Genomic DNA, 13,028 nt, shown 5'->3' on the forward strand with positions numbered 1-13,028 from the left:
GGCGCCGAATGAAGCGGCAGCTCTTCGCCCCCGAGCACGACGCGTTCCGCGAGACCGTGCGTGCCTTCCTGGCCAGGGAGGTCCTGCCGCACTACGAGCAGTGGGAGAGGGACGGCATCGTCTCGCGCGAGGCCTGGCGGGCGGCAGGCAAGCAGGGACTGCTCGGACTCGCCGTGCCCGAGGAGTTCGGGGGCGGCGGCACGACCGACTTCCGCTACTCCACCGTCCTGGCCGAGGAGTTCACGCGCGCGGGGACTCCCGGCCTCGCCCTGGGGCTGCACAACGACGTCATCGGCCCGTATCTCACCGGCCTCGCCACCGAGGAGCAGAAACGCCGCTGGCTGCCCGGCTTCTGTGACGGTTCGCTCGTCACCGCCATCGCCATGACCGAGCCCGGCGCGGGCTCCGACCTCCAGGGCATCCGCACACACGCCGAGGACCGGGGCGACCACTGGCTGCTGAACGGCTCCAAGACGTTCATCTCCAACGGGATCATCGCCGACCTGGTGATCGTAGTCGCCAGGACGACGCCCGAGGGCGGTGCCCGCGGACTGTCGTTGCTGGTCGTCGAGCGCGGCACGGAGGGCTTCGAGCGCGGCCGCAACCTCGACAAGATCGGCCAGAAGGCCCAGGACACGGCCGAGTTGTTCTTCCACGACGTGCGCGTGCCGAAGGACAACCTCCTCGGCGAACACAACGGCGCCTTCGGGCACCTGATGACCAACCTCGCACAGGAGCGCCTGAGCATCGCCGTCTCCGCGATCGCCGCCGCCGAACACCTCCTGGAGATCACCACCGAGTACGTCAAGGAGCGCGAGGCCTTCGGCCGGCCGCTCGCCACCAAGCAGCACGTCCGGTTCGAGATAGCCGAGATGGCCACGGAGTGCGCGGTCACGCGGACGTTCGTCGACCGTTGCGTCGAGGACCACTGCGAGGGGGGACTGGACGCCGTCCACGCCTCCATGGCCAAGTGGTGGGCGACCGAGCTTCAGAAGCGGGTCGCCGACCGCTGTCTCCAACTGCACGGCGGGTACGGCTACATGAGCGAGTACCCGGTCGCCAAGGCCTTCACCGACGGCCGTATCCAGACCATCTACGGCGGCACGACCGAGATCATGAAAGAGATCATCGGCCGTTCCCTCCTGAGCTGACCCTCCCGAAAGGCTTCCCGTGAGCACCGAAGCGTACGTGTACGACGCGATCCGCACCCCGCGCGGCCGCGGCAAGGCGAACGGCGCCCTGCACGGCACCAAGCCCATCGACCTGGTCGTCGGACTCATCCACGAGATCCGCGCCCGCTTCCCGGACCTGGATCCGGCCGCGGTCGACGACATCGTGCTCGGCGTCGTCGGCCCGGTCGGCGACCAGGGCTCCGACATCGCCCGGATCGCCGCCGTCGCCGCCGGGCTGCCGGACACGGTCGCGGGCGTACAGGAGAACCGCTTCTGTGCCTCGGGCCTGGAGGCCGTCAACATGGCGGCCGCCAAGGTGCGCTCGGGCTGGGAGGACCTGGTCCTCGCGGGCGGTGTCGAGTCCATGTCCCGGGTGCCGATGGCCTCCGACGGCGGCGCCTGGTTCAACGATCCGATGACCAACCTGGCCGTCAACTTCGTGCCGCAGGGCATCGGCGCCGACCTGATCGCCACGATCGAGGGATTCTCGCGGCGTGACGTCGACGAGTACGCGGCCCTCTCGCAGGAGCGCGCGGCCACGGCCTGGAAGGAGGGCCGCTTCGACCGCTCCGTCGTCCCGGTCAAGGACCGCGCGGGCCTGACCGTCCTCGACCACGACGAGCACCTGCGACCGGGCACCACCGCCGACTCCCTCGGCAAGCTCAAGCCGTCCTTCGCGGACATCGGCGACCTCGGCGGCTTCGACGCCGTGGCCCTGCAGAAGTACCACTGGGTCGAGAAGATCGACCACGTCCACCACGCGGGCAACTCCTCCGGCATCGTGGACGGCGCCTCGCTGGTCGCGATCGGCTCCCGGGAGATCGGCGAGCGCTACGGCCTCACCCCCCGCGCGCGGATCGTGTCCGCGGCGGTCTCCGGTTCCGAACCCACCATCATGCTCACCGGCCCCGCGCCCGCCACCCGCAAGGCACTCGCCAAGGCCGGGCTGACCATCGACGACATCGACCTCGTCGAGATCAACGAGGCCTTCGCGGCGGTCGTCCTGCGCTTCGTGCGGGACATGGGCCTGTCCCTGGACAAGGTCAACGTCAACGGCGGCGCGATCGCCCTCGGCCACCCGCTCGGTGCCACCGGCGCCATCATCCTGGGCAGCCTGATCGACGAACTGGAGCGCCAGGACAAGCGGTACGGCCTCGCGACGCTCTGTGTGGGCGGCGGCATGGGCATCGCCACCATCGTCGAGCGCATCTGACCCCCTCCCACGGATACGACGGATCACACGGAGCACATCCACATGAGCACTCAGTCCACGACCATCCGCTGGGAACAGGACCGCACCGGCGTCGTCACCCTCGTCCTCGACGACCCCGACCAGTCCGCGAACACCATGAACCAGGCGTTCCGCGACTCCCTCGCGGTGATCACCGACCGGCTGGAGGCCGAGAAGGACACCGTCCGCGGTGTCATCATCACCTCCGCCAAGAAGACCTTCTTCGCGGGCGGCGACCTGCGCGACCTCATCCGGGTCACGCCGGAAACCGCGCAGGAACTCTTCGACGGCGGCCTCGCGATCAAGCGGAACCTGCGCCGCATCGAGACCCTGGGCAAGCCGGTCGTCGCCGCGATCAACGGCGCGGCCCTGGGCGGCGGTTACGAGATCGCCCTCGCCTGCCACCACCGCATCGCCCTCGACGCACCCGGCTCCAAGATCGGCTGCCCCGAGGTCACCCTCGGCCTGCTCCCCGGAGGCGGCGGAGTCGTCCGTACGGTCCGCCTCCTGGGCATCGCCGACGCCCTTCTGAAGGTCCTGCTCCAGGGCACCCAGTACGCCCCGCAGCGCGCCCTGCAGAACGGCCTGGTCGACGACGTGGCCACCACACAGGACGAACTCCTGACCAAGGCCCGCGCCTTCATCGACGCCAACCCCGAGTCCCAGCAGCCCTGGGACAAGCCGGGCTACCGCATCCCCGGCGGCACACCCGCCAACCCCAAGTTCGCGGCGAACCTCCCCGCCTTCCCGGCGACCCTCCGCAAGCAGACCAACGGCGCGCCCTACCCCGCCCCGCGCAACATCCTCGCGGCAGCGGTGGAGGGCGCCCAGGTCGACTTCGAGACGGCACAGGTCATCGAGGCGCGCTACTTCGTCGAGCTGGCCGCCGGTCAGACGTCCAAGAACATGATCCAGGCGTTCTTCTTCGACCTCCAGGCGGTGAACTCCGGCGCGAACCGCCCCAAGGGCGTGGCCCCCCGGCAGGTCCGCAAGGTGGCCGTACTCGGCGCCGGGATGATGGGCGCGGGCATCGCGTACTCGTGCGCCCGCGCGGGCATCGACGTGGTCCTGAAGGACGTGTCCCCACAGGCGGCGGCCAAGGGCAAGGCCTACTCGGAGAAGCTCTGCGCGAAGGCGGTCTCCCGCGGCCGTACGACCCGGGAGAAGGCGGACGCGCTCCTGGCCCGCATCACCACGACGGCGGACCCCCAGGACCTGGCCGGCTGCGACGCGGTCATCGAGGCCGTCTTCGAGGACACGGCGCTGAAGCACAAGGTCTTCCAGGAGATCCAGCACATCGTCGAGCCGGACGCACTGCTCTGCTCCAACACCTCGACCCTGCCGATCACCGCGCTCGCCGAGGGCGTGGAGCGCCAGACGGACTTCATCGGCCTGCACTTCTTCTCCCCGGTCGACAAGATGCCACTGGTCGAGATCATCAAGGGGAAGAGGACGGGCGAGGAGGCGCTGGCCCGTGCCTTCGACCTGGTCCGGCAGATCAAGAAGACGCCGATCGTCGTGAACGACTCCCGTGGCTTCTTCACCTCCCGCGTCATCGGCCACTTCCTCAACGAGGGGGTGGCCATGGTCGGCGAGGGCATCGAGCCCGCGTCGATCGAGCAGGCGGCGGCACAGGCGGGCTACCCGGCGAAGGTCCTGTCGCTGATGGACGAGCTGACGCTCACGCTCCCGCGCAAGATCCGCAAGGAGACCAGGCAGGCGGTCGAAGAGTCGGGCGGAACCTGGACGCCGCACCCCGCCGAGGCGGTCATCGACCGCCTGGTCGACGAGTTCGGCCGCACGGGCCGCAGCGGGGGCGGCGGCTTCTACGACTACGGCGACGACGGCGGGCGCACCTCCCTGTGGCCGGGCCTGCGGGAACACTTCACGCGCGCGGGCTCGGAGATCCCCTTCAGGGACATGCAGGAACGCATGCTCTTCTCCGAGGCCCTGGACACGGTCAAACTCCTGGAGGAGGGAGTGCTGACCTCGGTCGCCGACGCCAACATCGGCTCCGTCTTCGGCATCGGCTTCCCCGGCTGGACGGGCGGGGTCCTGCAGTACATCAACGGCTACGAGGGCGGCCTGACGGGCTTCGTGGCCCGCGCACGTGAACTGGCGGAGCGCTACGGAGAGCGGTTCACGCCGCCGGCGTTGCTGGTGGCGAAGGCTGAGAACGGGGAGCGCTTCGGGGACCAGTGAGGCGCATGCCATGAACGCCGGGCGGGCGAGTGCGGCTCGCCCGGCGTCAGGGGGGGCGGGCGACTCGGCCCGTCCCACCGCGTCTCCGGGCGCAGGCCCGCAGACGGTGGCGACCGTCATAGCGGCGTACACGGCCAGGACCAGCCAGAGTCCGCAGGTCTCAGCCCGTCCAGCCACGTCCCTTCGGGCCGACGTGAGCCGTACGGCCGACCCGCCCCCTTGCCCCGCACCCCCGGGCTCCCCGACGCTGGCTTGCGAGCCGGTCGCACCTCAACTCCCGCCACGAGGAGCCCCCATGGGTCACCGTCCCGCCCTCGCCGTCCTGGACATCCTCCGCGACGAGGGGGTGGACCGCGTCTTCGGCAACCCGGGCACCACCGAACTCCCCTTCCTGGCCGCACTCGCACAAACGCAGGACGCCCCCGAATACGTCCTCGGCGTCCACGAAGGCTCGGTCGTGGCCATGGCCGACGGCTATGCCAGAGCCACCCGCCGCCCCGCCTTCGTCAGCCTCCACATCGCGGCCGGCCTCGCCAACGGTCTCATCGGCCTCCTCAACGCCCGCCGCTCCCGCACCCCCCTCGTCGTCACGGCAGGCCAGCAGGACCGCCGCCACCTCCAGCAGGACCCCATGCTCTCCGGCGACGTGATCGGCCTCGCGACCCCCGCCGTGAAGGCGACGTACGACATCCAGCACGCCCGGGACCTCCCCCTGGCCCTGCGCCGGGCCTTCGCCCTCGCCCAACGGCCGCCCGCGGGCCCGGTGTTCCTCTCCCTGCCCATGGACCTCCTCCAGGAGGACGTGGAACTGGAGATCCCGGCCCGTACCCCGGCACCCCCGCTCGGCCCGGCCCCCGGCATCGAACGAGCCGCGGTGCTCCTGGGAGCGGCCGCCCGCCCGGCGATCGTCGCCGGCGACGCGGTGGCCCGCGAGGACGCCCTCGGCGCACTCGTCCGCACGGCGGAGGCCTGCGGAGCCGTGGTCCACCACCAGCCGATGGCGGACGCCCTCGACTTCCCGACCACACACCCCCTGTACGCGGGCATGCTCCCACCCCGCCACGACGCGGTCCGCGCGGCCCTCGCCCCCTACGACACCGTCCTGATCGCCGGCGCCCACGCCTTCACCCCCCACCACTACACACCGGGCCCCGCCCTGCCCCCCGGCGTCACCGTCCTCCAACTCGACTCCGACCCGGACGAGATCGGCCGCAACTTCCCCGCCGATGCGGGCCTCGTCGGCGCCCTCGCCCCCTCCCTGCACCGTCTGGCGGACCTGCTGGGCGACCGCGTACCCGAACACACCGCGAAGGCCCGCATCCTCCGTGCCGGCGAACACCACGCCACCGAACGCGACCGCGCCGAGTCCGCGGCCCGCGCCGCCTACTCCCCGGCCCCACTGTCTCCCCGGGCCGCGGCCCACGCCGTGGCGAGCGGTCTGCCGCCGGACGCCGTGGTCGTCGAGGAGGCCATCACGGTCGGGCTCCTGCTCCGCAGGCACGTACGACTGGAAAACCCCGGCAGCTACACCCACACCGTCGGTGGCGGCCTCGGCTGGGGCATCGGCGCCGCCGTGGGCCGCTCCCTCGCCGAACCGGACCGCCCCGTCGTCGCCGTCCTGGGCGACGGCAGCACCCTCTTCGGCCTCCAGGGCCTGTGGAGCGCGGCCCGCCAGAACACCCCCGTCCTGTTCGTCGTGATGAACAACGGCGTCTACCGCACGCTCCAGGACACCTACCGGGCGATGGGCGTCCAGGGCACCTGCCCGGGCACCGAACTGGGCCCCCTCGACTTCACCCAGGCCGCCCGCTTCTTCGGCGTCGAGGCGATCCGGGCCGACAGCGCCGACCACTTGAAGGAACTGGTGGCCGGAGCGAGCGACCTCACCGGGCCGTTGCTCGTCGACGTACCGCTGCGGCCGTAGCCGAAGTCCACGCGCCCGCACCGGAGGCCCTCAACGTGTCAGGAGCCTCCGCCCACCTCTGACGTCCACTCCCGCAGCTCCTCCTTGAGGGACCGCTGAAATGCCGTCAACAAAGCCTGCACGACCAGGGGTTCCATGTGCGCGGACAGTGACTTCACGTCCTGCGCGTCACGTTGGGCCACCTCGCCCCGGAACAGCTGCGACAACTCGTGCGCGGCGGCCCGGGAGTGCTCGATGAGCACCTTGCGCGAGGCCAGGATCGCCTCCAGCGACAGCGGGACGTCGAGCAGTCCGAGACCGAGCCGGAGCAGGCCGAGGTCCACGCGGTAGCCGTCGCCGTCCCGCCGTACGACGCCCATCGCGGAGAGCCGTTCCAGGTCGTCGTCGCTCAGCTCACGTCCCGCCCGCCGCCGGAGCTCCTCGCGCGTCACCGGCTCCACGACGTCCGGGGCCCAGGACGCCACCACGGCCCGGTGGATCGCCAGGTCACGGGGGCTCAGGTCGGCCGGCAGCTGCTGCATGTAGCGTTCGATCGCCGCCAGGGTCATGCCCTGGTGCTGGAGCTCCTCGATCAGCGCGAGGCGGGCGAGGTGGTCGCGGCCGTAGTGCCCGACCCGGCGCGGACCGATCACCGGCGGCGGCAGCAGCCCTCGCGTGCCGTAGAAACGGACCGTGCGGACCGTGACCCCCGCCCGCGCGGCCAGCTCGTCGACGGTGAGGGCCGGCTCCTCGGTCGGCTCCTTGGCGTCGGTTGGGGTGTCGGTCGTCATGTGGAGCAGTATCGCTGTCTCACCATTGCTGTGACACCTGTTGCCGTGCGACGGGTTCCGACGGGTTTCGAGACGTTTGCCTCTGTGACGCCCGCCACCGTGTGCGCGTCGGCTTCCCGGGAAGGCGAGCCCTCGGCCTGTGCCCCTCCCGAAGGGGTACGGGCCGACGCATGTCCGGAGACCCGAGCGCGATCCGCCGGGGCGCACCAGAGAGTGGTACCACCTGTGAGCAAGGACGCCGTGCACTCGGCACAGGCCGCCGCCCGCACCGACGTGGCCCGGGTGCCCGCCGACGCGGGCGACGCCGGCTACAGCAAGGACCTCAAGGCCCGGCACGTCAATATGATCGCCATCGGCGGCGCGATCGGCACCGGCCTCTTCCTGGGCGCCGGAGGACGCCTCCACACCGCGGGCCCGGCGCTGGCGCTGGCCTACCTGGTCTGCGGCGTCTTCGCCTTCTTCGTCGTCCGCGCCCTGGGCGAGCTGGTCCTCTACCGGCCCTCCTCGGGGTCCTTCGTGTCGTACGCGCGCGAGTTCCTCGGCGAGAAGGGGGCCTACGTCGCCGGCTGGATGTACTTCCTGAACTGGTCGACGACCGGCATCGCCGACATCACCGCGATCGCGCTCTACACGCACTACTGGAGCCTGTTCACCGACATCCCGCAGTGGACGCTGGCCCTGATCGCGCTGGCCGTGGTCCTCGCCGTGAACCTGATCTCGGTGAAGATCTTCGGCGAGATGGAGTTCTGGTTCGCGATCATCAAGGTCGCCACGCTCGTCGGTTTCATGGTGATCGGCATCTTCCTGCTGGCCACCCGGCACGAGGTGGGCGGCGGGACACCCGGCCCGAGCGTGATCACCGACAACGGCGGTGTCCTCCCGCACGGCGCGATGCCGGTCGTCCTCGTCATGCAGGGCGTGATCTTCGCCTACGCCGCCCTGGAGCTGGTCGGGGTCGCGGCGGGGGAGACGGCGGAACCGGAGAAGGTCGTCCCGCGCGCGGTGAACTCGATCATGTGGCGGGTGGGCCTGTTCTACGTCGGCTCGGTCGTCCTCCTGGCCCTGCTCCTGCCGGGTTCGGTGTACTCGGCCGACGAGAGCCCCTTCGTCACGGTCCTGTCGAAGATCGGGATCCCGGCGGCCGGTGACGTGATGAACCTGGTGGTCCTGACGGCGGCGATGTCCTCGCTGAACTCGGGCCTGTACTCCACCGGTCGCATCCTGCGCTCGATGGCTACGGCGGGCTCGGCCCCGAAGTTCACGGCCCGCATGAACCGCAGCCAGGTCCCCTACGGCGGCATCCTGCTCACCTGCGCGGTCTGTGTCCTCGGCGTCGGCCTGAACTACCTCATGCCGAGCCAGGCCTTCGAGATCGTGCTGAACGTCGCCTCCCTCGGCGTCATCAGCACCTGGGTGATCATCATGGTCTGCCACCTGGTCTTCGTCCGCAGCGCACGGGCGGGCCTGGTCACCCGCCCCTCCTTCCGCCTGCCCTTCAGCCCCGCCACGGAGATCACCACGATCGCCTTCCTCCTGGCCTGCCTGGGCATGATGTGGAACGACCCCGAGGTCGGCCGCAGGACGCTCCTGCTGATCCCGGTGATCGCGGCACTCCTGGTGGCAGGCTGGTTCGGCATCCGCCGCAGGGTCGAACGGACCACGGACAGCGAACTGACCGACCTCACGGACTGACGAGGCTCCGTTGTCGGTGGCGCCCTCTACGGTGGGCTCACGGGGGAGATCAGACACATCCGAGGCGACGCCACGGGGTCGCGCCCTGAAGGGGCGCGGGGCTGTACCGATATGCGGCTCCGCCGCGCGGGCGCGACCAGCCACAACGGGCCCGCAGCCGCCCACTGCCTGTGAGCCACGGCGAGAGGAAGCCGGCCCACCCAGCGGAGCGACATGCGGGAGGACTGACGTGAGCCTGGACACAGGCCGGGCCGTACGCCCACGGAAAAGTCCCGCGCACGGGGCGTTCGGGGCGGCCCACACTCCGACGGGAGCCGAGGGGCAGGCCGCCCTCAACCCCTAGTCGGCGTGCACGTCGTTCGTCGCCGCGATCTTCTTCCACGACTTCGGCTGCACGGAGGCCTCCGCGGCCTCCCCGCCCTTCGCGATCGACGCGCCCCGCGCCGCCGGCGCCCCCGGCTTCGACGGCTGGAACAGCCACGTGTCGAACAGCGCCGCCAGCGGCTGCCCGGACACCTCCTCGGCGTACCGCTGGAAGTCGGCGACGGAGGCGTTGCCGTACGCGTACTTCTCCGGCCAGCCCTTCAGCACGGCGAAGAAGGCCTCGTCGCCGATCTCGTTCCGCAGCGCCTGCAGGGCCAGCGCACCCCGGTCGTAGACGGCGATGTCGAACTGTTTCTCCGGTCCGGGATCACCCGGCTTCACCGTCCAGAACGCGTCGTCGGCCGGATGCGAGGCGTACACGTAGTCGGCGAGTTCCTGTGCCGTCCCCTCGCCCTCGTGCTCGGACCACAGCCACTGCGCGTACCGCGCGAAGCCCTCGTTGACCCAGATGTCCTTCCAGCCGCGCACGGACACGAGGTCGCCGTACCACTGGTGGGCCAACTCGTGCACTACCACGGAGGCGTTGGACCCGTTCGCGAACTGCCGCGGGCTGTAGAACGGCCGGGTCTGCGTCTCCAGCGCGTACCCGGTGGTGGTGTTCGGCACATATCCGCCGAGCGCGTCGAAGGGATAGGGCCCGAAGTACCCGCTCAGCCAGTCGGCGATCTCCCCGGTCCGCTCGACGCTGGCCCGGGCGGCGCCGTCGTTGGCCCCGAGGTCCTTGCTGTAGGCGTTGACGACCGGGATCCCGCTGTCGGTCGTCCCGGTCGTGATGTCGAACTTCCCGACGGCCAGGGTCGCGAGATACGTGGCCTGCGGCTTGTCGGAGCGCCAGTTGTAGCGCGTCCAGCCGAGGCGTGAACTCGTCGACTGGAGAGTTCCGTTGGAGATGGCCTGACTGCCGTCCGGCACCAGGACCGACACGTCGTAGGTGGCCTTGTCGAGCGGGTGGTCGTTGCTCGGGAACCACCACCAGGCCGCCTCGGGCTCGTTCGCCCCGACCCCGCCGTCGGGAGTGCGGTGCCAGCTGGTGAAGCCGTACGCCTGCTTCGACGACGGCACCCCGCTGTAACGGACCACCACGGTCACCGAAGTGCCCTTGGGCAGTGGCGACTTCGGCGTGATCTCCAGCTCGTGCTCGCCGGAGGTCGTGAACGACGCCTTGGCGCCGTTGACCCGCACCTCGCTCACGTCGAGCAGAAAGTCCAGATCGAAGCGGGACAGATCCTGCGTGGTGCGCGCGAGAAGAGTCGCCGTACCCTCCAACTCGTCCGTCGCCGGCTGGTACTTCAGCCGCAGGTCGTAGTGGGAGACGTCGTATCCGCCGTTGCCGTAGGCCGGGTAGTAGGGGTCGCCGATACCCGGCGCGCCGGGGGAGAAGCCCGCCGCCGACGCCGGGATCGCCAGCATCAGGGAGGCCGTCGCGAGTGCGCCCGGTGCGATGAGTCTGCGGTGCACGAAAACTCCAAGTCGTGGGGGACGAGGTCTGATCGCAGCCTATTCACCACCTGTGAGCTGGATGTGTCCATGGGCACCCGTGTCACACGATCGCCATTCGGCCGTCATGGTCTCAAGGGGCCCTCTTTTGCACGGGAGTTGACCGCTGTACCGTCCGCGCATGTCGATACGCACGCGCTTCATGATCTGGAGACCGCTCGCGACAGCCGCCGCGGCCACCGCCGCCCTGCTGGCGACCTTCCTCGTGCCCGCGACCGCACAGGCACAGGCGCGGACGGCCCCGCGAGAGAGCCAACCGGTCTACTCGTACGGCAACGCCGTCCGCGAGGCCGTCTGGGTGGACACCCGGCTCGACGGCGACGGTGACGGAAAGACCGACCGCGTCGCCGTCGACATCGTCCGGCCCCGCGAACCCGCCCAGCAGGGCCGCAAGGTCCCGGTCATCATGGACGCCAGCCCCTACTACTCCTGCTGCGGACGCGGCAACGAGAGCCAGCTGAAGACGTACGACGCGCAGGGCAACGTCGTCCAGATGCCGCTGTTCTACGACAACTACTTCGTGCCCCGCGGCTACGCCTTCGTCGGGGTCGACCTCGCCGGCACCAACCGCTCCGACGGCTGTGTGGACGTCGGCGGCCGCTCCGACATCCAGTCCGCCAAGGCGGTGGTCGACTGGCTGAACGGCCGGGCCACCGCCTACACCAGCCGCACGGGCACAGCGAAGGCCAGGGCCGGCTGGACCAACGGCAGGACCGGCATGATCGGCAAGAGCTGGGACGGCACCATCGCCAACGGCGTCGCCGCCACCGGGGTCGAGGGCCTGAAGACCATCGTCCCGATCAGCGCCATCTCCACCTGGTACGACTACTACTTCTCCGAGGGCGCCCCGCTCTACGACTCCGGCCCCGACTGGCTCTCCGACTACGTCGACAGCCCCGACGCCCGCGCCAAGTGCGCCGCCGTCCAGCAGAAGCTCGTCGACCAGGCGCCCCGCACCGGCGACCGGACCCCGCTGTGGACCGAGCGCGACTACGTGAAGGACGCCCGCAAGGTCAAGGCCAGCGTCTTCGCGATCCACGGCATGCAGGACCTCAACGTCCGCCTCCAGCACCTCGGTCCGTGGTGGGACGCCCTCGCGAAGAACGGCGTCGAGCGCAAGATCTGGCTCTCCCAGACCGGCCACGTCGACCCCTTCGACTTCCGCCGCGCGCAATGGGTCGACACCCTGCACCGCTGGTTCGACCACGAACTCCTCGGCTACGACAACGGCATCGACCGCGAACCCATGGCCGACATCGAACGCCGCCCGGACCAGTGGGTCACCTCGAAGGCCTGGCCCCCGCGCGGCACTTCGGCGACCACTCTGCGCCCCGCCCGGGGCAGCGCGCCGGGCGTCGGCACCCTCGGCCTCACCAAGGCCAAGGGCACCGAGACCTTCACGGACGACCCCGCGCTGAGCGAGACCGACTGGGCCGGCCGGATCGACACGTCGACCCCCGGCAAGGCGGGCTTCACCACCGGAACCCTCACCAGGGACCTCCGTCTGTCCGGCTCCTCCAAGGTCACCGTGACGGCGAGCCCGACCACCACCACGGCCCACCTCTCCGCCGTACTCGTGGACCTCGGCCCCGACACCATCCGCGACTACGCGGCCGGCGGCGAGGGCATCACCACCCTCACCGACCGCACCTGCTGGGGTGCGAGCACCACCGGGGACAGCGCCTGCTTCAAGCAGACGCAGGCCAAGACCACCGCCGTCGACTACACGGTCGTCAGCCGAGGCTGGGCCGACCTGGGCAACTACGCCGACCCCGGAAAGGGCGTCCCGCTCACCCCGGGCAAGGCGTACACCATCACCCTGGACCTCGGCGCCACGGACCACGTCGTCCCGGCGGGCCACCGCCTCGCCCTGATCGTCGCGGGCACCGACAAGGACCTCATCGACCCGCCGTCCACCAAGCCCACCCTCACGATCGACCTGTCCCGCACCTCGGCCCGCCTCCCGCTGGTCGGCGGCGCCGCCGCCTTCGCCCATGCCACGAAGGGCGCCGGGACCGCCGTACCGGAGGCGGCAGGGGCCCTTGACGGAGTCCGGGCTCCGCGCACGGCCCACCGTGTCCCGGAAGGAGGATGAAGCGGTTCTGATCTGTGGCACCTGTGGTAGGTCCTGGGGAACTGTGTGAACACCGGCGTAT

Annotated in this window: 8 protein-coding genes; 6 read left to right on the forward strand and 2 right to left on the reverse strand. The window is 70.6% G+C overall.

The features are described from left to right. Positions 1-8: 8 nt before the first annotated feature. The 4 genes from BFN33_RS15525 (at position 9) to BFN33_RS15540 (ending at position 6,529) form a co-directional block, all read left to right on the forward strand. On the forward strand, positions 9-1,151 hold the full coding sequence (locus tag BFN33_RS15525; protein ID WP_069760609.1) for an acyl-CoA dehydrogenase family protein: 1,143 nt from the start codon (positions 9-11) through the stop codon (positions 1,149-1,151). A gap of 19 nt (positions 1,152-1,170) precedes the next feature. Further along, positions 1,171-2,385 (forward strand): acetyl-CoA C-acetyltransferase, encoded by a 1,215-nt coding sequence (locus BFN33_RS15530; protein ID WP_069760610.1) that lies wholly within the window; start codon positions 1,171-1,173, stop codon positions 2,383-2,385. Positions 2,386-2,427: 42 nt separating this feature from the next. Further along, positions 2,428-4,605, forward strand: coding sequence for a 3-hydroxyacyl-CoA dehydrogenase NAD-binding domain-containing protein (locus BFN33_RS15535; RefSeq protein ID WP_069760611.1), 2,178 nt, complete (start codon positions 2,428-2,430; stop codon positions 4,603-4,605). Positions 4,606-4,900: 295 nt separating this feature from the next. Continuing rightward, a complete protein-coding gene (locus BFN33_RS15540; protein WP_069760612.1) occupies positions 4,901-6,529 on the forward strand; it encodes a thiamine pyrophosphate-binding protein in 1,629 nt (542 codons plus the stop codon). A gap of 38 nt (positions 6,530-6,567) precedes the next feature. On the opposite strand, the gene BFN33_RS15545 is transcribed toward BFN33_RS15540, so the two are convergent. Then, on the reverse strand, positions 6,568-7,299 hold the full coding sequence (locus tag BFN33_RS15545) for a MerR family transcriptional regulator (protein ID WP_069760613.1): 732 nt from the start codon (positions 7,297-7,299) through the stop codon (positions 6,568-6,570). Between the two features lie 225 nt (positions 7,300-7,524). Here BFN33_RS15545 and BFN33_RS15550 point away from each other — a divergent pair, with 225 nt between their 5' ends. Next, on the forward strand, positions 7,525-8,991 hold the full coding sequence (locus tag BFN33_RS15550) for an amino acid permease (protein WP_069760614.1): 1,467 nt from the start codon (positions 7,525-7,527) through the stop codon (positions 8,989-8,991). A gap of 339 nt (positions 8,992-9,330) precedes the next feature. Here BFN33_RS15550 and BFN33_RS15555 read toward each other — a convergent pair whose 3' ends face one another. Then, positions 9,331-10,833, reverse strand: coding sequence for a M1 family metallopeptidase (locus BFN33_RS15555; protein ID WP_069760615.1), 1,503 nt, complete (start codon positions 10,831-10,833; stop codon positions 9,331-9,333). Positions 10,834-10,993: 160 nt separating this feature from the next. Here BFN33_RS15555 and BFN33_RS15560 point away from each other — a divergent pair, with 160 nt between their 5' ends. Further along, positions 10,994-12,967: a Xaa-Pro dipeptidyl-peptidase gene (locus BFN33_RS15560; RefSeq protein ID WP_069760616.1), complete on the forward strand. Its 1,974-nt coding sequence runs from the start codon at positions 10,994-10,996 to the stop codon at positions 12,965-12,967. Positions 12,968-13,028 lie beyond the last annotated feature (61 nt).

Source organism: Streptomyces sp. LUP47B, assembly GCF_001746295.1.
Taxonomy (GTDB): Bacteria; Actinomycetota; Actinomycetes; order Streptomycetales; family Streptomycetaceae; genus Streptomyces.

What these genes read in the sequence shown, in the direction of transcription:
- BFN33_RS15525 (WP_069760609.1), top strand. Translation starts at nt 9, where the DNA reads ATGAAGCGGCAGCTCTTCGCCCCCGAGCACGACGCGTTCCGCGAGACC.
- BFN33_RS15535 (WP_069760611.1), top strand. Translation starts at nt 2,428, where the DNA reads ATGAGCACTCAGTCCACGACCATCCGCTGGGAACAGGACCGCACCGGC.
- BFN33_RS15540 (WP_069760612.1), top strand. Translation starts at nt 4,901, where the DNA reads ATGGGTCACCGTCCCGCCCTCGCCGTCCTGGACATCCTCCGCGACGAG.
- BFN33_RS15545 (WP_069760613.1), bottom strand. Translation starts at nt 7,299, where the DNA reads ATGACGACCGACACCCCAACCGACGCCAAGGAGCCGACCGAGGAGCCG.
- BFN33_RS15560 (WP_069760616.1), top strand. Translation starts at nt 10,994, where the DNA reads ATGTCGATACGCACGCGCTTCATGATCTGGAGACCGCTCGCGACAGCC.